Origin of the sequence: Leptolyngbya sp. ST-U4, from assembly GCF_039962215.1 — a bacterium.
Taxonomy (GTDB): Bacteria; Cyanobacteriota; Cyanobacteriia; order Elainellales; family Elainellaceae; genus Leptolyngbya_A.
In genome coordinates this window covers 1-24,995 of the sequence record NZ_JAMPKZ010000021.1, presented here as the reverse complement: position 1 = coordinate 24,995, position 24,995 = coordinate 1, and the positions used below count along the sequence as shown (strand labels likewise).

Sequence of the window (24,995 nt, the reverse complement as noted above, 5' to 3'; positions counted from 1 at the left end):
TCTTCTCTAGTTTTGGCTTTGGTTGATATCCCTGGCAAAATGCGAAATTGTAGCCTCACAGTAGTAAGGACTGGGACGAAATCTACACGATTTAAACCTTTATGAGCAAAAGCCTGAACCACTAAATCATCCAAATATACTGGATTGAGTGATCCGGCTAACCTCTCCTATGCAGAAGAAAATTCTGGTTCTGGTATCCAATCCCAAAGGCACAACGAATCTGGAGCTTTTACCCGAAATCAACCAGTTGAAAGAGGCGTTGCGACAATCGGTCAATCGGGAGCGGTTTGTTGTGGAATGGGAAGTGGCTGTGCGTCAGTCCGATTTACGCCGCCACATTCTGGATGTCAAACCTCAGATTATTCATTTTTGTGGGCATGGCACGGAGCAGGGATTGGTCCTGGGAGATGATGAAACTGGCAGAGCGAAGGTTGTCCCGAATGAAGTCCTGACCGATTTGCTGCGAGCCTTTGCCGACCTGGTGGAGTGTGTTGTGTTGAATGCCTGCGATTCAGAACCCCTGGCGGATGACCTGGTACAGCACCTCAATTACGTGATTGGCATGAATCAGGAGGTGAGGGATGATGCGGCGATCGCCTTTGCTGAGGGATTTTATGACACGCTTGGAGCCGGGGAGTCTTACGAACGGGCATTTGAGATTGGCAAGAATGCGGTGTTGGGGAAAGCAACTCTGCATCACGCTCCAGATGCTCCCAGTCGCAAAGCTGAAGTACTGGGTCAGGATAACAAACCTGTTAAGGTGCAGAATCGGGAGCATTTGATTCCCGTCCTAAAAATCAATCCCAATCCAACCCCAATTAAACTGCTGTGGTTAGCTCCAGAGGTAGAGCGGCAGGTGGTGCGGGAATTGTTGGAGGCGATCGAAAGCGGTTTCAACACCATCAAGCTATTTCACACTGATGAGGCGATCGTTCTGAAAGACCAGTACATTCCCGTGCAGGTGACGTTGGAACGGCGGTATAAACATTCAGTGGAGGCGATCGGAGGCTATGCCGAATCGGAGGCAGAACTGAAACGTATCTATGCGATGAAGGGGAGCAGCGAGGAGGAAATTAAGGAAGAGATCAAGCGGCAGCAAGTTGATTGGGAGGAAGCCAGACGGCAGCATTCGCGGATTGTGGCACTTGCCGATCCGGGCATGGGGAAGTCAACCCTGCTAAGAAGGGAAGTAGTGACAAGCGTTCAGCAGGCTTACAAGGCATTAGCAGAGGGTAAGCCAGTAAACGACATTACCATTCCCTTGTTTATTCGGCTCTCATCACTGGCGGATGAAGTTGAAAAGATGCCTGTGGGTGAGGCAATTCTCAAGCTTATTCAAGAACGGCATTTTACACTGCTGAAGGATCATGAAAATGCCGAAGTGGTAACGTTTCTGAATGCGTTTCTAAAGAAACAGTTGCTGAATGGTAAGGCTTTGCTGCTGCTGGATGCTCTAGATGAAGTGCCGGATGGAAAGCGCCAGAAACTATTAGAGAAGCTGAATGAGTTTGCGAAAGGCAATCAAACCAACCCTTGCCCAATAGTGGGTACATCTCGGATTGTAGGCTATGGTGGCAGGTTTGTGGATGGAGCGAAGGACGTAGAGATTGTTCCCTTTACCCGAAAGCAAACGGAAGAGTATATCGAGAAGTGGTTTGAATATGCTCCCCTTAGGGATGAATCAGTTTCAGCACGGGGTTTGATTCAGGCACTGCGAGAACGTCCTCAACTTACTGGGCTGGCTCAAAATCCATTGCTGTCATCTTTAATTTGCAGTTTGTATCAACAGGATTATTTGACATTGCCAGTCCGCCGATGTCAATTATACGAGCAGGCAGTTAATTATATGTTGGGGCAGTGGAGTACTGATAATGAAAGGCAAAGTGCAAATGAAGGATGGATTTTAGCTAAAAAAGAACTGTTAGAGGAGCTTGCATATCAATTTAGCTGCGAGAGTAAGCAACTCTTCTCGTTTGGCGAACTGCGAAAGAAACTGGAGAAATACTTGAAGAGCGGGAATGCATCTACCGATCTGGAGGGTGCTAAAGCAGCAGATTTAATCAAAGAATTGTGTGAGCAGGATGGAATTTTGCAACGCTGGACAGCAGAAGACGACAAATTACCGATTGAAAGACGGCGCTATTTATTTCTGCATCGAACTTTTCAGGAGTATTTGACAGCTTCCTATTTAAGCCGCGTCGATGAGGATGAAATTGAGTTTGAGAAGCTTTTTTGGAACTATGACTGGCATGAAACGATTAGTTTGATGGCAGGCTTGATGTATGAACCGATCGACTTGATCCAAAGGATCATAAACACTAAAGACGATATTTTTCAAACGCAGTTATTGCTAGCAGGTCGCTGTATTGCCGAGTGTGGTGAATTGTCTGATCCATTGGTAGATGAGGTTATCGATCGCATCTATCAGTTTTGGTTGGCTTACCCAAATGCTGAGTTTATTCAATCGGTTATGGTGGCGATCGGTCAAACTCACGCAAAACTTACTCAAAAACTTCAATTGGCTCTCAATCATGAGGATAGCGACGTTAGCCGCATCGCCGCACTGGTATTGGGACAGATCGGCAGCGACAAAGCCACTGAGGTGCTCATCACCGCGCTCAACGATGAGGACCGCTTCGATAGGCGTATCGTTGTAGAGGCATTGGGACAGATTGGCAGCGACAAAGCAACCGAGATGCTCATCACCGTGCTCAAGGATGAGAACAGCGACGTTAAAAGCAACGCCGTAAAGGCATTGGGGCAGATCGGCAGCGACAAAGCCACTGAGGTGCTCATCACCGTGCTCAAGGATGAGAACAGCGACGTTAAAAGCAACGCCGTAGAGGCATTGGCAAAGATTGGTAGTGACAAAGCAACCGATGCACTCATCGCCGCGCTCAACAACGATCAGGACAGAGACCTTAGACACGACGCTGCAGAGGCATTGGCAAAGATGGGGATTGGTAGCGACCAAGTAACCGAGGTGCTCATCGCCGCGCTCAACCATCAGGACAGCGACGTTAGAAGCAGAGACTTTAGATTCAAAGCTGCAGAGGCGTTAGGACAGATCGGCAGCGACAAAGCAACCGATGCGCTCATCACCGCGTTTAACAACGATCAGGACAGAGACATTAGATTCGCATGGGCATTGGGACGGATTGGCAGCGACAAAGCAGTCGCGGCGCTCATCACCACGCTCAACGATAAGGACCGCAACGTTAGAATCAGAGTTGCATGGGCATTGGGACGGATTGGCAGCGACAAAGCAGTCGCGGCGCTCATCACCGCGCTCAACGATGAGAACAGCCTCGTTAGAATCAGAGTTGCAGAGGCATTGGGACAGATTGGCAGCGACAAAGCAGTCGCGGCGCTCATCACCACGCTCAACGATGAGGACCGCAACGTTAGAATCAGAGTTGCATGGGCATTGGGACGGATTGGCAGCGACAAAGCAACCGATGCGCTCATCACCACGCTCAACGATGAGGACCGCAACGTTAGAAGCAGAGCTGCAGAGGCATTAGCAAAGATGGGTAGCGACAAAGCAACCGATGTGCTCATCACCGCGCTCAAGGATGAGGACAGTGGCGTTAGAAGCAGAGCTGCAGAGGCATTGGGACAGATTGGCAGCGACAAAGCAACCGATGCGCTCATCACCACGCTCAAGGATGAGGACCGCAACGTTAGAAGCAGAGCTGCAGAGGCATTGGGACAGATTGGCAGCGACAAAGCAACCGATGCGCTCATCACCACGCTCAAGGATGAGGACAGTGGCGTTAGAATCAGTGCCGTAGCGGCACTGGCAAAAGTGGGCAGCGCAGCCTGCTTGGAAAAATTGCTGAAATTGGCAGACCGCAGTGTGATTGAGCGTGCAGATGTATTTCCCTTAGCGCGCCGTTGGGCAGTTCGCTTCAGCAAGGACGGGTTGCCCTTTATTCCAATCTATCCAAAGTGGGTTAAATCCGTTGAAACCCCTGATTGAAGGAAGGTGTAGGGCACGAGATCCTGATCAGACAGATTGACTGTGGTGCTGGAAATCAGTTTTGAATGATGGGTTAACCGAATGAAACGACTGTTAATCACTGTTTTTCTTCCTCTTGTTTTGAGTCAGAGTATCGCAATGGCTCAAACGGCTCCACAGAACCCGGCAGAACCTGAAACACTACCTGCCTCTCCGCCTGCAATGGTAACCAATGGTCGAACTCAACCCCCGATCGTCCCTCCCGAGGGAACAGACCAGATTCAACTGTGCCTGGTCAATTGCAGTTGGGGTTTAGATTGCCTGCTGGCTAACCTGTTCCTACCTGCTAGCACCCGGCTCAACCAATTAGAACTGAAATTTGACAACCCGGCTTCAAATCCTGCCAAAATTCTTAACTCAGCCCTTTCCGGTCGGGGTGAATTAACCCTCCACCCACTCCCCAATGATGCTCTATCCATTCCTCAAGAAGAAACCACATTTCCAGCTCAGACAATTACCAGCATCCCTTTAACCATCAACCGCTCTGTCCTGCCGCCTGAGCAGTACACTGACAAAATTTATATCACTCAGGCAAACCAGAGCAATCGCTTGATTCTACCGTTAATCTGAGTGTCAGATCTGGTCCGCTCCTACTGCTGATTGCCTTGCTGCTGGGAGTGCTTTTGGGCAGGCTGTTCAAATACATGCAGAAACAGGGTGGTCCTCGAGCTCAGGCACGAAAAAAGGTTTACCAACTGGAAGCCGATATTTGAGAAGCCCATCCTGGCGATCGCAAAATCTTGCTGCCAATGGTGCGAGAAGCCCGCAAGTTAGTTTACCGGCAACAGCTTGAAGTTGTTGATACCCAAGTAACATTGATTCAAAGTCGGCTGAAGGTTCTCAATCAACTCCGGGCAGTCGAAGATCAGCTTTACGAAAAACAAAAACGCAGTGAGTTGGTTGAGCCAGAAACCTTTGAGCAAATTCAGACTGCACGAGATTTGATTGCCCAGGGTCAAGATGATAAGGCAACCTCAACCGTGGCTGAAATTTTGGAAACTGTCAGTGCACGCGATCGTGGGGGGACAACCAACGAGTTTGAAGCAATGGAAGTGGCGCTCAGAGGTGCGGCAATTAATCTTGATCAAAGCGCTCGCAATGCCATCACCGACGCTGAAACGGTTGAATCTCTAACCTGGAATGAGCGTGTGCAGCAAACTTTCGTAAACATGTCGGGTCTTTCTGAGCAGGTGCGTGCCGAAGCTACCTTCTGGTTTGTTCGTCCCTTGCTCTATCTGGTATTGCTTACAGGTCTTACCCTGGCTGGGTTGAACACCTTGTATATCGGAAAGGGTGAGGCATTCGGAGCCAGACCCATGTCCAACTATCTGACCCTCCTGCTGTGGGGATTGAGCGCCGATGTCGCCAGTCGCAGTTTAAGCAGCCTCCGAGGACAGCAAGAATAGGCAACCCATGAAAACTGCTGAACTCAGAAGCCGATCGCACCTTCAAACTTTGGGATTTAGCAACAGGGGAGAAGCGATACGTGCTACCACACAGGCTAACGCCACCGCCCAAACACATCCTCGAAGGTCATGCAGGACAGGTGTGGTGTGTGGCAGTGAGTCCAGATGGTTCCAAAATTGCCAGTGCCAGCGGAAATTTTACGGTGAAACTGTGGGATATCGAAACAGGAGAGTTGTTGCAAACATTTACGGGACATCTGGGAGAGGTGCGAACAGTGGTCTTTAGCCCTAACGGCAAATTGTTGACTAGCGCGGGTGATGATCTGGAGATCAAACTGTGGAAACTCCCAGAGTGAGAGAAAACCTGATCGCAGAGTCCCTGCAAATGAACCTATTGATGTCGATGAGAACTCATGACAGATAAGCTTCTACTACAACAAATTTTCATTGCTCAGCATTGAATCTTAAGAAGTGTCAGGGTTTCTACTAGCAGTAGTGATTTGAAGATTACACTTTAGGTACTACCCTGCTTGAGCTGCAACCATCGCCCTTGCCAACTGCTATGAAGATTTTGATTTTGGCATCCAACCCGCGCAAAGACCTCAACCTCGATCGTGAAATCCGGGATTTAAAGGATGTAATTGAGAAATCGGGCAATCGCCAGCGATTTGAGGTAGAGGATGCCCTGGCAGTGCGTGTTGGAGATTTGCACGATCTTTTCTTCAGACACCGACCTCAGATTGTACATTTTTGTGGGCATGGTAGTGGTCGGCAGGGATTAGTGTTTGAAAGCAATGAGGGCGGAGAGCAGTGGGTACGGGCAGAGGCTTTATCTGATTTGTTTCGTCTGTTTGCTCAAAATGTTGGCTGTGTTTTACTCAATGCTTGCTACTCAGAAGAGCAGGCTAATGCCATTGTGAATCATATTGATTATGTGATTGGCATGAGTCAGGAAATTCAGGACAATGCGGCGATTTCCTTTTCTAAAGGATTTTATCGAGCATTGGGGTATGAGTGTTCCGTTGAGCAAGCCTATGAGTTTGGCAAGAATGCAATTCAGCTAGAAATTTCGGGTAGCTCTAAGGTACTGCGATCAGCTGTAACGGAGCAACAGCGCAAAGCTGAAGTGATAGATGCTGTTGCAAAGGAGATTCCCGAGCATTTAAAGCCAATTCTTAAGCGTAAGCCAACTCTGATTAAATCAAACCAGGTTTTATCTGGTTCTGAGCAAGTACTTTCCCAGGCAAAGCGAGAAGCCATTCAACTGGATGTAGCACAGGCATTAACCGAGGAAGAACCGAGCCTGCAGCAATTTCGAGAGCAAGTCAGAGAGTATTTGCAAGACCACAAGCTAGCTGAATACGAGAAAGATTTGCTGAATGAATTGAGGGAAGAACTGGCCTTATCAGCCGAAGAAGCCGACAGGATTTTAGAAGAGGAACAAGCACCGATTCGGCGAGCTCAACAAGCTTATGAACGGCGATTAGTTATGCTGATCAAATATTATCCCTTTAATGAAGCAATTAAGGCAGAGCTAAAGAAATTTCAAAATCAGAGAAATTTAACTGATGAGGAAGTTCGGGAAATCTCTTGTCCAATTCTTGAGAAAGTAGAAGCAGACTATCAGGAAAAGTTAAAACGACAGGCACAACGGGAACATGAAAGCAAGCTGCAACGCTATGAGCAGGAGTTTAGCAAAGCGGTCAAATTGGAGTATCCTCTAAGTCAAACTGTGCTGGAGCAATTGAAAAAACTGCAGCAGCAACTCGAACTCAAGAATGAAGATGTGGCTCGAATTGAACGTCCAATTCGTGACCCTTTAGAGTGCCGCAGATGTAATGATTTAGGTAAATTTTTCAAGATTCAGAGTAAATTAGATGAAGCGATCGCAGAATTTCGTAAAGCGATTCAAATCGACCCGAATTACCTAGAGAGTTACAACAATTTAGGCGACGCTCTAGAAGAGCAGGATAAGTTAGATGAGGCGATTTCTGTTTATTATAAGGTGCTTGATGCTGATCTAGATAATGTCGTTGCTCATGCTTATTTCGGATGTAGTCTTGCTAAGAAAGGTGATTTAGAAGCAGCAATCGCGCAATGCCAAATTGCGATCGGACTCGATTCAAATAGTGCCGTTGCTCATGTTTCCCTAGGATTTGCTTTATGCAAACAAGATAAATTCGACGAAGCAGAGGCAGCGTATCGAAAAGCGATCGAACTTGATTCAAATGATGCGATTGCTCATGTTTCTCTGGGAGCTTTTCTAGGCAGCCAGGATAGATCTGATGAAGCGATCGGTGAATATCAAAAAGCTATCCAAATCGATTCTAACTATGTGCTTGCTCACAATAATCTAGGAGATCTTTTACACAAGCAAAATCGGCTTGGTGAAGCGATCGCTGCCTATCGTCAAGCCATTGAGATCAACCCAAATTATACCCCAGCTCATAATAATCTAGGAATTGCTTTGTCTGATCAAGGCGATTCAGAGGAAGCAATCGCGGCATTACGTAGAGCTATTCAGATTAATTCTAACGAAGCGCTTTATTACTGCAATCTAGGGTATTTCCTAATGCAGTCTGGAAATCACGAAGAAGCAACTTCTCTGCTTCGTAAGGCAATCGAACTGAATCCAGAGTATGCTGTTGCTCACAAAGTCTTGGGTCTTGCTTTAGTTGAACAAGAATTAATTGGCGAAGGAGTCGCTTCATTACGTCAAGCAGTTGAGATTGCTCCTGACAATATCGATTCACTCAGTTGTTTAGCGCTTAGCGTGTATAGGCAAGGATATCTAGATGAGTCGATCGCTTTATTGCGCAGATCAATTCAACTCGATTCGACTCGTTCGTATTCTCACTTTCTTTTGGCGAATGCTTTAGCAGATCAAGGAAATTTTGAAGAAAGCATCGCTACACTCCGTGAAGCAATCGAGCTAGATAGTGAGAATGCGGAATACTATCAAAGTTTAGGTGTGCTACTTGCTAAGCAAGGCGAATTTGATGAAGCGATCGCTTCCTATCAAAAAGCGATTGAAATTGCCCCCGAAAATGCTCTTGCTTACAACCGCTTAGGAACTGCATTTTATATGCAAGATAAGTTGGATGAAGCGATCACGGAATATCAGAAAGCCGTTCGCCTCGATCTGCAAAATAAAACGTACTTGCAAGATCTAGAAACTGCTCTGAAAAAGCGTCGAAAGCTAAGAACTGAGAGCGAATCACAGCAAAAGCAAGATTCAGATCCTCAGCAAAGTAGAACTGACTTTGACCAAACGATGAGTTTGACTCTAGATATTACCGAGGAGGTGGATGGAGTTCACAAGGAGATTGAGCTTGAGGATGGAACGAAAATAATTGTTAAAATTCCTGCTAATGTTAAACCTGGTCAAAAAATTCGTCTTCGGGGCAAAGGGAAGCTTAATTCTCTGACGCAGGAGCGTGGAGATCTTTATCTGGTGATTAACTCTATTGATTTAGAGTCTGAAATTTACTTGACTCAAGAGGAAATGTCTCAAGGAGTGCAAAAGAGGATCAGAATCAGCGACAATGAAATGTTTACAATCCGTATTCCTCCGGGTGCCGGTGCTGGTAAACGAGTTCGAGTTCGGGGTAAGGGTCTGATCAATGCTCAAACTCGAGAAAGAGGCGATTTATATTTAGTGATTTATAACGCGGTGATGCCTGGAGCTACTGCTCAGGATACAATTGCTGTGGCTGGAGGAGTCACAACAGAATCCTTGGGTGTAGAGACTCTGGGTGGAGTAATGACTGCTATCATTCCCCGCGATACTGCTCTGCCAGCAAAAGTCGTTGAAATCTTTAGCACTGCTGAAGATGGGCAGAGTAATGTTGAAATCAATGTCCTCAAGGGAGATCGTGAACTTGCTGCCGATAACGTGAGTTTAGGAACGTTTCGAGTGGATGGAATTCCGCCAGCACTAAGAGGCGTTCCGCAAATCGAAGTGACCTTTGCGATTGATTTAGACGGGGTTTTATCTGTCTCAGCAAGAGATCAAGGAACGGGTAAAGAAGCTTCTGTAACTGTACAAACCAAATCCTAGATGATGGTAGTGTTTGAAGTGAACCTGATTGATCTTGCTAATCTGGTTATGCGCTCAGACATCTTCTTTAGTTAATGGTATGAACGATAAATCCCCACAGCTACAAGTTGAATGCGCATCAATGCTGTGGATTGTAGCCTTGCAGTGGTGGCTGGGGTGAAATCTATATGATTTAAACCTTTATGAGCAAAAGCCTGAACTACTAAATCAGCCAAATATACTGGATTGAGCTATCCAGCCAACCTCTCCTATGCAGAAGAAAATTCTGGTTCTGGTATCCAATTCCAAAGGCACAACGAATCTAGAGCTTCTATCCGAAATCAACAAGTTGAAAGGGGCGTTGCGGCGGGTGAATCGGGAGCGGTTCATTGTGGAATGGGAAGTGGCTGTGCGTCAGTCCGACTTACGTCGCCGCACTCTGAAGGATTGGGAGAAAAGACTGTAGAACCGTTTCTTGCTACTTACAGAGAAAGATACTGTTGTTAGAAACAACACCAACATTGACACGTTTGTAATACTCTTCATCTCACTGAGGCATCACATTTGAACCAAATCTTTTTCATCCGCAACACAAACCCTGGTAACTCTGGATCGCCACTCACACTTTCAGGATTGTCTAAAATTTCTGGTTCCCGATTGGGGCGGTAGATGTGAACCGTGCGATTTTTGCGATCGATCAACCATCCCAGCATCGCCCCATTGGCAATGTATTCCTGCATCTTGTCCTGCAAACCAGTCAGCGAATCACTGGCAGAACGCAACTCAATCACAAAATCGGGACAAATTGGAGCGAAGGACGCTTTTTGTTCTTCTGTCAAAGCATTCCAGCGTTCCAGCTTAATCCACGATGCATCGGGAGAACGTATTGCGCCATTTGGTAGGGTAAATCCTGAATTGGAGTCAAACCCAAGTCCGGTTCCATCCTGCTCAGTCCAGTTCCAGAGTTGAGCACCAATATTGAAATTGCGGTTGCCAGTGTCTGAAAAGGCGGGTGGCATAACAATTACTTCTCCATTGACAGTGCGTTCAATTCGCAGATCGCGGTTAGCCTGGCAGAACTCATAGAACTGCTGCTCCGTCATCGGCTCGATCGCAGGCAAATTGACCGTCAGTGGAGTGCTTTCCGTTTGAATCAGCAGCGTTGTCATCCTTGCCTCTCAGGCCATGAATGGGAAAAAGTGACTGATGCCTTGTATGTAAGATTTTAACGCTAGTGAAAGGGGCAATTCTCTTTCAGAGACACTTTGTGAACGCCCTTCTCATAACCTCTCAGGTTGCTTGAAACATTGCCTTAAACATTTCTGACAAATCCTGATGCTCTGGAATAGGGAGGCTATGGTGGATTAATCCCAGAATGAGCAAGAGGCAGATGGATGAGCGAGGCAGGTAAAGGCAGAGCGTGGGATAGCAACAGAGGTAACTTCGATCGCAACCTTGCAGTCGTCATTGGCATTGATCATTACAGTAATGACAGCATCCGGGATCTCAGTACAGCAGTCAGTGATGCGAGGGCGATCGCCGATCTGCTTAAGCAGCAATATGACTACAAACAGTCGGATGAAAAGCCAGAAGTGATTCGTCTATTTGACAAAGATGCAACTCTAGAGGCACTCCGACACTTATTTAACACCAGAATCCCTGAGGAACTGAAACCAGGAGAGGGCGATCGCCTGATTATCTACTTCGCTGGGCATGGGCTGCCTCGCTCCAATGATGATGGTCCAGAAGGGTATCTGGTTCCCCATGACGCTGACCCAACTGAACCTGCGTCTTTTCTTGCAATGCGGGATATATCCAAGGCGCTGGATAAACTGAAGTGTCATCACCTGTTGGTGATTCTAGATTGCTGTTTTGCAGGTACGTTTCGCTGGGCTGGTAGCCGAAAAGCGATACCCATTCTGGAAACGATTCATCAAGAGCATTACTACCACTTCATTCGTCATCCAGCATGGCAGGTCATTACCTCATCCGCCCATGACCAGGAAGCTCTAGATGTTGCTCGCCTGAAGGAAGATAATCGCAAGGTTATTACTAATCAATCAAAGTCTCCGTTCGGTAAAGAACGCCACTCTCCGTTTGCCTTAGCGCTTCTGGAAGGATTGCATCCAGGAGATGGCTCCCAACGAGTTGAGGCAGATTTATTTCCGGATGGAGTCGTCACTGCCCATGAGTTGTTTGTGTATCTACAAACACGAGTGAAGCAATTATCGGGTGAGCAACAAGCCCCCGGAATTTATCCACTGCGACGAGACTATGACAAAGGTGAGTTTATTTTCACCCCACCTGGATTTGATCCAAAAACACTCGCTGAAGCTCTTCCACTCAATGAGGAGAATAACCCCTATCGCGGATTGAAGTCGTTTGATGAGAAACACGCAAAGCTCTTCTTTGGCAGACAGGCACTCATTGAGGAACTAACAAAACGCCTTACACAACCGAATCAAACATTAACAGTGGTGCTGGGAGTTTCTGGTTCTGGTAAGTCAAGCCTGGTGAAGGCAGGATTGCTTCCGCATCTGCGAAGCCAAAATACCGCGCAAAAGACCGAGTTGTGGCGTATTCTTGAGCCGATGCGTCCGGGGGAGTCTCCATTCACGTCTCTGGCAAGGGTACTTTTGCCGATCGTCAATGAAAATCTGCTTGAACGATTGGCTGAAGTGAGCTTTCTGAATGACATTTTTCAGCAGATGCTGAAGCCTGAAGCTGGGTCAGACGAGGATTTGGATAAGGCGGATTTGGGTAAGCAGAAAGGTAATCCTTTGGTAACGGAACCTTTCCATCAGTCGGATGAGACGCTAATAAAAGTTGCAAACTCCTGGTGTAGTGCAACGCCAGAAGCAAAATTGCTGTTGATTGAGGATTATTTTGATCAGTTCAAGACGCAGGGTACTCCACAGCAAAAGGATCAACTCAAGGATTTGTATGACCAGATTTTGGCTGAGCTTGGTGCGGTCAACCAGAAACTCCGAGAAGAACCGCAATATCTTAGTCAGTTAATCGCCACTTGGGAACAGAAACATCCCGGTGTCCAGTTACTCTTGGTGATTGACCAGTTTGAGGAACTGCTTACCAGAAGCCAAGACGATCGCGAAAGTCCGAACCAAACCAAACAGCAAGAAGATATTCACCCCAATGAACAGAAAGAGTGGCAGAAGTTTTTGCAGGTTCTGAGAACTGCGATCGAGAACCACCCTCAAACCCTGCGTCTGGTACTGACGTTACGCTCTGACTTTGAACCCCGGTTCCTGAGTTCGGCATTGGAACGGTATTGGAAAGATGGTCGTTTCCCGGTTCGGGCGATGAATTCGGATGAATTGCGGCAGGCGATCGAGAATCCGGCGTTAAAGCAAGCCTTGTATTTTGAAGAATTGAAGGATGACAAAGGCAACACAATTGGGAATCTGGTTAGCAAGCTGGTGGATGAGGTGGGGCAGATGCCCGGTGCGTTGCCGTTGCTCTCGTTTACGCTGAGTGAGCTTTACGTCAGCTTATATAAGCGATGGCGGGAGGATCAAAGTACCGATCGCACTTTGCGATTTGCAGACTATAAAGCATTGGGCGGAGTAGCAGGTGCGCTGACTCGACGAGCTACAGAGGAGTATGAAGCACTGGATGAGAAACATCAATCCACAATGAGGCGGCTGATGTTACGGATGGTGGCGATCGAGGGGGGAGGAGTCGCACGGCGACGGGTACCAGAATCTGAGCTGGTGTATCCAGATTCGGAAGAGAATCAGCGTGTGGCGCAGGTGAGCGATCGCCTAGTCAAAGCTCGGCTGCTGGTGAAGGGACAGGAGACAGGAGAATCGTATGTGGAGCCAGCCCATGATTTCCTGGTACGAGGATGGAATAAGTTGCAGGAGTGGGTAGAGGAAGAGCAGGTGAACTTAGCCTTGCGACAACGTTTAACACCTCAAGCAAGTGATTGGTACAAGACTACTGCTGTAAATAGCGAGAAAGACGAGCAAGTTGTTGGCTTACTGTGGAACAACGATCCGCGTCTAGATCAGTTGAATAAAATATTCGAGTCAGCTATTGATAATTGGTTAAATGATTGGGAGACAAAATTTGTTAAAAGTAGTATTGCTCGAAAACAGGCTGTCGAAGAAGATTTGAGAGAGCAGTTACGAAGAGAGAAGAAGTTACGGATTACGGCAGAATTACGAGAGCAAGCAGCGAGGGTAGAAAATCTATTACCAGTCAATCCTAAAGAAGCTTTAGAATTAGTAATTCAATCAATTAATTATAATTTGCATAGCAAAGAAGAAGGCTTACTAGAAGACCTACTAACACCAGTGCAAGCAAGTTTAAACAAAGCGATGGAATCAGCTAGAGTGCCGAATTCCTTTTTTGGACATACTAGTTTAGTCACATCAGTTGCCTTTCATCCAGAAAGTAATTTCATCGTCAGTGGAAGTTATGACGGTACAGTACGTCTGTGGGATATGATGGGTAATCCTGTCGCTCAGATGGGATCTAAAAAGTTCCGTATTAATTCAGTTGCCTTTAGCCCAGAGGGTCAGTCGATTGTTGCTGGCTGTAGTGATAATTTTCTCCGTTTGTGGGATCTAAAGGGCAATGCTATTGTATCTCCTCCTCAAGACGATGCAGGGCATTTGACCGAAATAGTCACCTCAGTTGCTGTTAGTCCTAATGGTCAATGGGTTGTTAGCGGTGACTCACAGGGTAAACTATGCTTATGGAATACACAAGGCAACCTTGTTAGCTCATCTAACAAGGTATATGAAAGCCCTGTTAGAGCAATTAGCTTTAGTCCTGATAGCAAACGATTTGTCAGCATCAGCTTACAGAACGAACTGTGTTTCTGGGCTTTAGAGAACAGTCAATTAATCATACAATCTTGTAAGGATTTTAAGAGAACCATATCAGTCGCCTTAAGTTTAGATGCAAAGATGATTGTTGGTGGTGTATTGGGGAAAGTATATTTACAGGATATAGAAAAGGACTCTACATTCCGAGCTATTTTAATGGATGAGATTTCAGTTAAATCAGTTGCTTTCAGCCCTGATGGTGAGTGGATTATTTGTGGATTCAGCAATGGTAATATTCAGCGATTAAATTTGCAAGGTAATCCTGTGAGTCATCCCTTTAAGGGACATGATGGAAATGTCACCTCGGTCACTGTTAGTCCTGATAGTCAGCTTATTTTAAGTAGTGGTCAAGACAATAAACTGCACCTATGGAATTTGCAGGGTATCCCTGTGTTCGAGAAATCACCTCAAGAACCGAATCAGCCTTTTGAGGAACATAAAGGACAAGTAAAATCACTGGCCTTCAGTCCCAATGGCAAGCTAATTGTAAGTGTTAGTGATAACGGAAAAGTCTATTTATGGGACTTGCAGGGTAGTCTGATAGCTCAACCTTTTGAGGAGAACTCGATCTATTCAATTGCTTTTAGCACTGATGCCAAAAGACTCATCGGAGGTACTTATGGTGGGATTAAACTGTGGAATTTAGAGACTAACCAAGCTGTTATTCAACCTTTTGAAGGGCACAAGGAAGAAGTTATCTCAGTTACCTTCAGTCCTGACGGTAAATTGATTGCTAGTGGCAGTAAAGACGGTACAGTACGCCTGTGGGACTTAGAGGGAAATCCTGTAAGGAAACCTTTTGAAGAACATGAAGGAGAAGTCACTTCAGTTACCTTCAGTCCTGACGGTAAATTGATTGCTAGTGGCAGTAAAGACGGTACAGTACGCCTGTGGGACTCAGAAGGTAACCGAGTTGGCAAACCTTATCAGCATACTTGGGTTAGCTCGGTTGCTTTTAGTCCTGATGGCAAGCTCATTGCTAGTAGCAGTGAGCATAGTCCGCTCTACTACAAGGTACATTTATGGGATTTAGCAGGGAATCTCGTTAGTCAACTCTTTGCAGGACACGAAGGAAATGTTAACTCAGTAGCCTTTAGTCCTGATAGTCAGCTAGTTCTTATTGGCGGTAGATACTCTGTCCGAGGGAGCAGTGAGGTGCTCTTATCAGATCTCAAGGGTAATTCAGTCGATCAACATTTTCAGTCACTTACTCATGATATTGCTGATGGTGAGGTTTCCTCTATCACCTTCAGCTCTGATGGTAAATGGATTGCTTGTGGCTGTAGGGACGGAAGGGTTTGCTTGTGGGATATGCAGGGTAATTCTTTTAACCAACCCTTAGCAACAAAGTATGGTCTGTCTGATCAGATTGTATCGCTTACCTTCAATTCTAATAGCACTAGACTAATTGCCGAAAGCACTACAGGAAAAGTAGCGCAACTCTGGAACTTAGAGGGAAATTCGATTAGTCCACTCTTAGCGGAAAACAATGATTTAGTATACTCAGCAGCCTTTAGCCCTGATGGTAAGTGGATTGCTTGTGGTGGTTATGGCAAAGTTCAGCTATGCGCTGTGCATGGTAATTTAGTTGGTCAACCCTTTGAAGGGCATAGCTATAGAGTTAATTCAGTTGCCTTTAGTCCTGATAGTGAGCTAATTGTCAGTAGTGACGATGCTCAGACAATCTGCTTATGGAGCCTAGAGGGTAAACTCGTTAGTCCAGTTCTTAAAGAATTTGGAGCCACCTCAGTTACATTCAGCCCCAATGGCAAGCTAATTGTTGGCAATAGTTGCACTGAAACACGATTGTGGACTTTAGACGGAAAACCGTTTGGTCACTCTCTAAATAGGCACGAAGTTGATTTCAGCTCAGTAGCCTTCAGCCCTGATGGTAAGTGTATTATTACTGGATGTAAGGACGGTAAAGTGCGTCTATGGAATACGGAGGGTGAACCTGTAGGGCAACCTTTTGAGGAACACGACGATTCCTTTGGAGGATTACTAGAGGTCAAACTCGTCGCTGCCAGCTTAGATGGTGAGTTGATTGCTAGCAGTAAGATCGGTAGGATGCATTTGTGGAATATTAAAGGACAACTCCTCAAACCTCTAGAAACACGTAGTTATCTAGAATCACTGGTTTTTAGCCCTGATAGTAAGCTAATTATCGGCACTTGTAATGATGGCTCAGCTTTAGGAATTAGTAGAGTACACCTTTGGGATTTAAACGGGAACTGCCTCGATCAGTCTTTTCAAGAGTATGGTGATTGGGTTGACTCTATTGTATTCAGTCCTGATGGTAAGTTGATTGTTTGTGGAAGTAGTACAGTTCGTATGTGGAGTACAGATAGAACTCCTATTAGTCAACCTCTTACAGGGCATAAAGGTAGGATTACTACAGTCACCTTCAGCCCCGATGGCAAGCTAATTGCTTCTGGCGATACTTCTGGCATAGTGCGTTTGTGGAGAAGTGGCTGGCAGGCATGGCTTAAAGTTTGCTGCGATAGATTAGCATTTCATCTAATCTCAGAAAATCCAGAAATAGATATTCAGCAGAAAATTGGTTTGACTTGTATTAAACATGCATGGACTCAAACAGATGTAGCAAAGATTTTACTCCGGCAAGCAAATGAATTGTCGCGACAAGGTAAAACAAAGGAAGCAGGAATTAAATTCGAGCAAGCTTTGAATAACGTAATCGCAGCTTGCCATGAAGTTTTTCAAGAGGCTGATCAGCAAGTTACACCAAAAGGAGCGATCTGTCAGCTTTCTGAAACTATTCCTAAATCTTCAAAAGAAGAAATTAGAACTGTTCTTGAACTCTTTAGAAGAACTTTGTTTAATCCTGATGAAAAGCTTTTTGAGAGGCAAGAAGATACCCTTCGTGCTCATGCCACTTATTGGCATAAGACACTTCACCTTACCCAAAGTCTTTTCGCACCTGAAGAGTTAGCTGCAATTTTTACACCTTCAAGCCTAAGTGACTAACATCCATCTTTGCAGTCTGAAATCCCGTTTAAGCAGATATAGAAAATTTTCAACTATTAATGAAGCTACTCTTCTACCATGTCTGACTTCACTTGCAACTTAGCGATCGTCATTGGCATCAACAACTACCACAATGGCATTGCAGACCTGAAAACTGCAAAACCTGATGCTGCAAAACTGGCTGGTCTATTGTCAAAAGACTACAACTATCAGGTTGAGCTAATCACAGATGAAACCGAGCGCAAGCCTACTCTGACCGAGATCAGAACCTTGCTCACCGAGTGGCTGCCTCAACAACTCAAGCCACCTGCTGAAAACAATCGTCTACTCTTCTACTTTGCTGGACACGGCATGCCCCTCGAAAGTGACGATGGACCAAGAGGCTTTCTCCTACCCCAAGATGCTAACCCCAATCCTAAACCCGGAGAATCTAACAACTTCCTGCCGATGCAGGAACTCCACGATGCCCTCATCACCCTACCCTGCCATCACCTGCTGATAATCCTCGACTGTTGCTTTGCAGGCACCTTCCGCTGGTCCAGCACCCGCAAAGCCATTCCCATTCCTGAAACGATCCATCGCCAGCACTACGATCGCTTCATTCGTTATCCCGCCTGGCAGGTGATCGCCTCCTCCGCCCACAACCAAGAAGCCCTCGACTTCTTGAGCGACAAACGGGGAATTAGCGCAAAAGATGAGCAGCATTCTCCTTTTGCCGAAGCCCTGTTCGAGGCATTGCAGGATGGCGAACCTGATGAGAAAGGCAACCGCCATAAAGAAGCAGATTTGACGAAAGATGGCGTAATCACCGCCCCCGAACTCTATCTCTACCTGCGAGACAACGTGGAAACCCGCTCTGGAGAACGTCAGACTCCCGGGCTCTTTCCCCTCAAAAAGCACGATCGCGGCGAATACATCTTCCACGACCCCAGCTTTGACCCTACCACCCTCAGTGAAGCCCCAGAACTAGATGAAGCCAACAACCCCTATCGTGGTTTGAAGCCTTTTGAAGAAGAACACGCCCGCTTCTTTTTTGGCAGACAGGCTTTGATTGAGGAACTGGCAAAACGGCTCTCGAAACCCGATCAGGCATTAACAGTAGTCCTGGGAGTTTCTGGTTCTGGAAAGTCGAGCTTGGTCAAAGCAGGATTAATTCCTCATTTGCGAAATCAGCATCTTGTTCAAATCTGTCTTTTAGAGCTTCTCATCCAATTCTCTCCCTCTCCACTGCAACTGAGGCTAATAACCCAAATCCATCAGTGGAAAATTCTTACTCCCATGCGTCCCGGTGAGTCTCCCTTTGCATCGCTGGCAAGAACTCTGTTTGCGATCGCAGACACTCCCTTTGCTCCCCAACTCAACCAGCTTGATTTTCTCAACGGGCTTCTTCAAGATAAGCTCGAACAACTCAACACTGAAATTGCTCAGGCTGTTATTCAAGGAAAAGAGAACAGCAGCAAAGTAAAACAACTGCAACGAGAGGCTGAAATGCTTACTCAGCTAATCACAGACTGGAATGATGCTTCTCCATTTGTCAGGCAACGATTGCTCGTAGAACACTTTGAAATGCTGTATTCCCTGTGTCAAACCGAAGAGCAGGACTCAGAACAGCAACAACAGTTAAAACAAGCCTTTCAAGACTGCCTTGCACCTCTAATTCAGCAGTTGCAATCTGATCCAGGGTCTTTCGTTGCGATCGCTCAAGAGTGGGCACAGAACCATCCAGACCAAAGGTTACTCTTAATCATTGACCAGTTTGAGGAACTCATTACTCTCGCTCGCACTACTTTACAGAATTCACAGAACGAACAACCCGAAGAATGGCAGCAATTTCTCAGCCTGCTAGAAACTAGCTTAGCAGCAGATTTGCCACAACTTCGCATCATTGTTACTCTCCGCTCTGACTTTGAACCCCGTTTTCTCAGTTCCGAAGCTCTCAAGCCCTACTGGTCAAAAGCACGATTCCCTGTTAGACCGATGCGATCGGACGAACTACGACAGGCGATCGAAGGACCCGCCTCTGAAATGGCACTTTACTTCGAGCCAGCCAACCTGGTCGATCGCCTGATTGATGAAATTGGACAAATGCCAGGAGTCTTACCCCTGCTCTCCTTTACTCTCAGCGAACTCTACGTCAAACTTGCTGATAAATGGAGAAATCAGGAAACGAGCGATCGCGCTCTCAGCATTGATGACCAGTTTGACCAGGAAGGGGGTATAGCTGGCTCTCTCACCCGCAGAGCCAACGAGGAATACGACAAGCTTGTCAAAAATGCAGACACTAACGATAAGTATCAGGGAGGCTTTGGTAAGGAGGAGGGCAAAGCTTATCAAGTCACAATGCGACGGATTATGCTGCGGATGTTGACCCTGGAAGGTGGAGAAACTGCACGACGACGAGTACCTGATTCAGAACTGGTTTATCCCACTCAGGAGGAGAGCGATCGAGTTAGGCAAGTGGTCGAGCGTCTCGTAAATGCCCGTCTACTGGTCAGAGGACAACTTGAAACCGGAGAACCCTACGTCGAACCTGCCCACGATTTTCTGGTACGTGGCTGGGGGAGGTTGCAGGAGTGGATTAATGAGGAGAAGGCAAAGGAAATTCTGGAGCTACAGCAACGATTAACACCGCAGGCGAATGATTGGGACAGGAACAATCGTCCTGATGGATTACTGTTGCCAGATGGCGATCGGCTGAAGCATTTGAAAACAATTTTGCAGTCAGGACGTTATTCATTCAATAGCAGAGAGACAGAATTTATTAACATTAGCTTGCGTAAGGCTAAAGTACGTCAGATGAGAGAAGAGTTGCCGAGAAAAGCAGCTAGGGTTCTGGATTTGCTCTCTGCACAGCCAACAGATGGATTAGTTCTCGCAATTCAAACAATGGGGCAGAATTTAGCAAACATACCGAACGAAGTGTTTGGTTCCGTTCAGTCTAGTTTGCTGAGTAGCGTTCAGATTGCCCGAGAACGCAGAGTATTACAGGCACACACTAGCAATGTTGCTTCGGTTGCTGTAAGTCAAAGTGCAAGGACAATTGTGAGTGGTAGTTTTGACACAACCCTTCGTCTATGGGACATGCAAGGGAATGTGATTGGGAAACCTTTACAAGGACATGAGGCTTGGGTTAACTCAGTTGCCATCAGCCAAGACGGTGAATGGATTGTGAGCGGTAGTCGTGACGATACTATTCGCTTATGGGCTGCAAATGGCACTTATATTAGACAAATTCTCCAAGCAGAAAATGCAGGTCTATTCGGTATTACGGCAGTTGCTATCAATACAGATGGCACAATTATCGTGAGTGGTAAAGATAACGGCGAGATTCAATTATTCAATAAACAGGGACAACCAATCACTGAACCGTTTCAACATGGTGAAGGAGTTAGAGCGATTGCATTTAGTCCTGATGGAAAAACAATTGCCAGTGGTAGCCAAGACTGCACGATTCGTTTATGGGATCTTAAAGGTAACTCAATTGGCCTCCCGCTTGTAGAACATTCAGAGTGGGTTAACTCAGTCGTATTCAGCCCAGAAGGCAGTTACATTGCTAGTGCCAGTCATGATGGAACGGTATGCTTATGGAATCAACAAGGAGAATTAGTTGGTTCACCCTTACGAGGTCATGGAGACATTGTAACCTCAGTTGCTTTTAGCCCTGGAGGTGAGACGATCGCCAGTGGTAGCCATGACAATACAATCCGCCTATGGAACCTTCAGGGAAATCCAGTTGGTTTGTCTCTTAAAGGATCTAAGCCAATTGAAGGCCCCAATTTTTTTGTTGAGTCTCTGGCTTTCAGTTCCGATGGACAAACTATCATTAGTGGACATGCAGATGGAACAGTGCGGTTATGGGATTACCCAAACGATTTGGTTGGAAAATGCTTTCGAGGACATCAAGAACGAATTTGCTCAGTGGCTATCAGCTCTGAGATGAAAGCTTCAAGTCATGGGTTTGAACCGTATATTATCAGCGGTGGCTATGACCAAACTATTCGTATGTGGGATTTGCGTGGCAACTTGGTTGGTCAACCATTTCAGCACGAAGGTTCTGTTTTGTCAGTAGCTATCAGTCCAGATGGACAACACATCGCTAGTGGGAGCGGAGACAAAATGGTAAGGCTCTGGGATTGCCGAGGAAACCTCATTGGACAACCATTCTGTGGACATGAGTATCCTGTTTGGGCAGTTACCTTCAGTCCAAACGGACAAACAATTGCCAGTGGTAGCCGCGATGGAACAGTGCGATTATGGGATCTTCAGGGAAATTCAATTGGGCAACCCTTTATTGGGCATGAAGATTCTGTATGGTCAATTGTCTTTAGCTCTGATGGAGAAATGATTGTCAGTGGTGGTTTGGATGGAACTGTACGACTGTGGAATAGACAGGGTAAACCTTTAACAAAGAAACCTTTTGAAGGTCACAGAGAAGCTGTAACTGCTGTTGCTATCCGATTTGATGGGCGAGTAGTTGTCAGTGGTGGTCGCGACAACAATATTCGTTTATGGGACATCCAAGGCAACCCGATCGGGCAACCCTTTCAACAAGAAAATTGGATAACTTCAGTTGCAATTAGTCCTGATGGGCAATATATCGTTAGTGGCAGCGAGGACAAAGCGATACGCCTATGGGACTTTCAGGGTAACTTGATTGGGCAACCCTTGCGAGGACATGAAAAAAGGGTGACTTCAGTCGCAATAAGCCATGATGGACAGTACATCATTAGTGGCAGTGATGATGAGACAGTACGTTTGTGGCAGGCTGGTAGCTGGAAATCCTGGTTGCAAACTGCCTGTTATCGCCTCCGCTACCATCCTGTTTTCACAAATCCCGAATCAATTGAAGGTTCAGAGCAACGTGAGGTTGCGATCGCAGCTTGCGAGACTTGCAAGAAATATGTCTGGAACGTAGAAGACGAAACAGGTTAACTTGCAGAAGGCTCTGGCGTATCAGGCAGTTCCACAGGAGCGATCGGTGAACTTTCTGGAGTGTTAGCGGTTGCTGAACCTTCCAACGTCTCTTTCCAGTTTTCGCAGATGAAATCAGAAGTCCCCTTAGCAACCTTCTTAACAATCAGCGATCCCACCATCACTGCGATCGACTGAGGTAATCCCAAACTGGTCACTAAAACAGGAGCAATCGCAGCCGTCATTTTCGCTGCCGCGTCAGCCGTTTTCTGATTCATCAGCTTATCTAATTCTGCCGCAAGCTCACTGTCACCTCCAACCGGAGAACAGAGAATCTTATAGGCCTGAGCACTGGCTGGGGCAAAGATATTCTTACCTGCCCTCAGTAAATCATCAAACGCTCCTCTCGGCACAGGGACTTCTTCTTCCAGAGACTCGATCGACGCAGCTCTCGGACTTGCCTCTATTGCCTGCGATCGTGTTCCAAGCTGCGCCATTAGCTCGTCTTCATCCAGTTCCAGCAAGTTTTGGGCTATTGCTTCGACTTCTGCCATAAAATACTTCTGCCCTCTTACAGATTATCTAACTTTCGGTTCTCTAATCCCAAATTATAGCTAGATAGCTGATTGGGGTCGGTTATTATGGCAAAGGCTTAATATCTCTTTGGCAGAACCTTCACCGGTAGTGGTGAATAGTAATGGTTAAGAGCGAAGAGAGGCATTGTAATGATGCGTAGCGCTTCTGTTTTTTGGGGGACGTTCAATTTCCATCTCTCCCACATCTATCACCATCACTTTCCATTCCCAGCCCGGTTGATAAAGCTGACGCTGGCTGGGAAGTCGGAACTTGCCACACTTGACCAACAGGTCTTCGACTTTTCTGACAATTCGTCCAACTGTGGTTTCGTGGATTCCCCAACTGACCCCAATGTGAAATTGGCTGCGATACTCTCTCCAGTCCTCCAACGCCACCAGTAACTGGTCTTCGACGCTGAGCTTAGCCTGTCCACCCCGTTGTCCTTGGCGATCAAGATGGGGGTGCAACACCTCAACCATCTCGCGAAACGTTTCACGGCTTACCCTACACAAGCGCTTAAACTCAGGTTTGGATAGATGCTCCAAGTTGCTGTATCGCATATCTGCTTCTGGAATTAGTTTCTATCGAGAATCTATCTTGCTTCGCTGCGGATCCTCAACTGTCACACCCCTTAGCTATTCATGCAGGAGGTCTAGTAAACAGGATTCTGCCAGTGAACCTGAAGCAGGCGCGTTATAAGCTTTCAGCTAGGCTTACCCTTAATCGCTGACGTGCTAGAAATTTATCGGAGGATGCCAACCAAATTCAATCCAGATTGATCGTGCTTCAACCATATTCTCGTTGTTAAGCTTTAATGAAATTACCGTAGCTTTGCCAATAGCGGTTAGCCCAATGATATGAGTACCCTCGTTAACCCAGGTTAGATGCTCTGCCCAAGATTGAGTTCGAGGATTGAAGAGGGAAACCAGTTGCCCCGTTTCAGGATCGATTGCATGAGTTTTTGCGCTCTTGAGCTCATTGCAGGGATAGCAGGATGCCGCTAAATTGCTGCGCTCGTCGCTGCCATCTAGCAATTGTGGAATGATATGCTCCATGATTAAGGGTGTTTCTGTCAATTGTGAGGAAGTTTTGCAATATTCGCAGCGGTAGCCCGCTTCCTCAATAAATTGCCGCCGCAAATGGTTTGGGATACTCACTGTGGAACTGGCATCTCCTGCAAAGCAGGAATTCGTTGTCCGCGCCAGCGTAATAGCAACCACGCATATGCTCTGCGAAGCATTAGTTAAGTCAGCAGCTTGTCTCAAAGCTGCTAACTCCTGCTCCTCCAGAGTCAGCAACCTCTCCTCACTTTTCGCTAGTAAGTCAGTATGCCAGTTATACTGACTTACTTCAGCTTCCGCTTGGGCTATCTGAAGCAGTTCCTCATTGCTCAGGTTTTGCATTCTCAATAGTTCTAACCGCAACTCCGACAATGCCGTGTCCGTAGAGGGAAGCAAATTGCTCATCACACTTTGAGCCACGATCGCCTCAATAGACTGCTGGGTCGCTTCAGCAATCCGCAGCAATTGTCGAAAAATCGGCTCTGGAAGTTCGATCGTGACTCGCTGTGGGGTCATGAAGGTTTTGAGCAGGCAGATTAACCTATTCGATCGTCTCTGGTTCGAGCAGAAAGAACGGCTTCAGAAACTTCTTTCTCAGAAGAATTTTATCTTATTAAGAGGTAATTCAAAAAGTTAAAAAACTAGGCGTTGCTGAATCGGAGTATGATACGCCCCCTAGCTACCTAAAGTTGGGGGGAACCAGAATTCAAAGTCCCCCAGCCTTGGGGGATTTAGGGGGCGATACAGAAGCTAAATTTGCACCCTTCATATCCCAATTCAGCAATGCCAAAAACTATTATGGGGTATATGGAGTATATGGGGTAAAGTTGGGGTAAGAATTTGAGTGAAAGGCTGGAAATCCTGAAAATTCGTAGTTAAGCAAGGTCTGCAAAACCTCCATCCCCCAGTTCGAATCTGGGTGCCGCCTTCAAGAATAGAAGAAGCAAATGTAGAGCGAAGGAATAAGTGTCCGTAGCGAAGGATTGAATGCCACAGCGAAGGATTTTATGTCACGATAGCGAAGAATTGCGGCTCATCCCATCTTTTGGTGATCCAGCAGTAGGGAGTACAAGCAAAAGCCTCTCAAACTAAGGGTTAGCGGCAATGTTTGAGGTTTAGAGCGTCTGAGAGCAACAAGATGAG

12 protein-coding genes are annotated in these 24,995 nt (G+C 46.4%); 8 read left to right on the top strand and 4 right to left on the bottom strand.

Translation table 11 applies throughout. From position 1 onward, the window contains the following. Window positions 1-169 precede the first annotated feature (169 nt). The 6 genes from NDA02_RS21625 to NDA02_RS21600 all read left to right on the top strand — a co-directional run bounded on the left by NDA02_RS21625 (window position 170) and on the right by NDA02_RS21600 (window position 9,932). Entirely contained in the window at window positions 170-3,982 is a 3,813-nt protein-coding gene (locus NDA02_RS21625) for a HEAT repeat domain-containing protein (RefSeq protein WP_348255824.1), read from the top strand. A 138-nt stretch (window positions 3,983-4,120) separates the two neighbouring features. Further along, window positions 4,121-4,591, top strand: a complete 471-nt coding sequence (locus NDA02_RS21620; RefSeq protein WP_348255823.1) for a hypothetical protein — start codon at window positions 4,121-4,123, stop codon at window positions 4,589-4,591. A 179-nt stretch (window positions 4,592-4,770) separates the two neighbouring features. Then, window positions 4,771-5,427: a hypothetical protein gene (locus NDA02_RS21615; RefSeq protein WP_348255821.1), complete on the top strand. Its 657-nt coding sequence runs from the start codon at window positions 4,771-4,773 to the stop codon at window positions 5,425-5,427. Between the two features lie 80 nt (window positions 5,428-5,507). Beyond that, window positions 5,508-5,783, top strand: coding sequence for a hypothetical protein (locus NDA02_RS21610; protein ID WP_348255820.1), 276 nt, complete (start codon window positions 5,508-5,510; stop codon window positions 5,781-5,783). 170 nt (window positions 5,784-5,953) lie between these two features. Next, the gene (locus tag NDA02_RS21605) at window positions 5,954-9,487 is read left to right on the top strand and encodes a tetratricopeptide repeat protein (RefSeq protein ID WP_348255867.1); all 3,534 of its coding nucleotides are present in this window, start codon (window positions 5,954-5,956) and stop codon (window positions 9,485-9,487) included. Between the two features lie 250 nt (window positions 9,488-9,737). Then, window positions 9,738-9,932 (top strand): hypothetical protein, encoded by a 195-nt coding sequence (locus NDA02_RS21600; RefSeq protein WP_348255818.1) that lies wholly within the window; start codon window positions 9,738-9,740, stop codon window positions 9,930-9,932. 76 nt (window positions 9,933-10,008) lie between these two features. On the opposite strand, the gene NDA02_RS21595 is transcribed toward NDA02_RS21600, so the two are convergent. Then, window positions 10,009-10,635, bottom strand: coding sequence for a Uma2 family endonuclease (locus NDA02_RS21595; protein WP_348255817.1), 627 nt, complete (start codon window positions 10,633-10,635; stop codon window positions 10,009-10,011). 225 nt (window positions 10,636-10,860) lie between these two features. Between NDA02_RS21595 and NDA02_RS21590 the strand changes: the two genes are divergently transcribed. Both NDA02_RS21590 and NDA02_RS21585 read left to right on the top strand, forming a co-directional pair. Continuing rightward, a complete protein-coding gene (locus tag NDA02_RS21590; RefSeq protein WP_348255816.1) occupies window positions 10,861-17,304 on the top strand; it encodes a hypothetical protein in 6,444 nt (2,147 codons plus the stop codon). 78 nt (window positions 17,305-17,382) lie between these two features. Further along, complete coding sequence (locus NDA02_RS21585; RefSeq protein WP_348255814.1) at window positions 17,383-22,236, top strand: caspase family protein; 4,854 nt, start codon at window positions 17,383-17,385, stop codon at window positions 22,234-22,236. Here the strand turns inward: NDA02_RS21585 and NDA02_RS21580 are convergent. From NDA02_RS21580 to NDA02_RS21570, 3 genes are all read right to left on the bottom strand, one after another. Then, entirely contained in the window at window positions 22,233-22,769 is a 537-nt protein-coding gene (locus NDA02_RS21580) for a hypothetical protein (RefSeq protein WP_348255812.1), read from the bottom strand. The two genes, NDA02_RS21585 and NDA02_RS21580, sit on opposite strands and share 4 nt — an antisense overlap. A gap of 147 nt (window positions 22,770-22,916) precedes the next feature. Then, window positions 22,917-23,270, bottom strand: a complete 354-nt coding sequence (locus NDA02_RS21575) for a transposase family protein (protein ID WP_348255810.1) — start codon at window positions 23,268-23,270, stop codon at window positions 22,917-22,919. Between the two features lie 255 nt (window positions 23,271-23,525). Next, the gene (locus NDA02_RS21570) at window positions 23,526-24,368 is read right to left on the bottom strand and encodes an HNH endonuclease (RefSeq protein ID WP_348255809.1); all 843 of its coding nucleotides are present in this window, start codon (window positions 24,366-24,368) and stop codon (window positions 23,526-23,528) included. Window positions 24,369-24,995 lie beyond the last annotated feature (627 nt).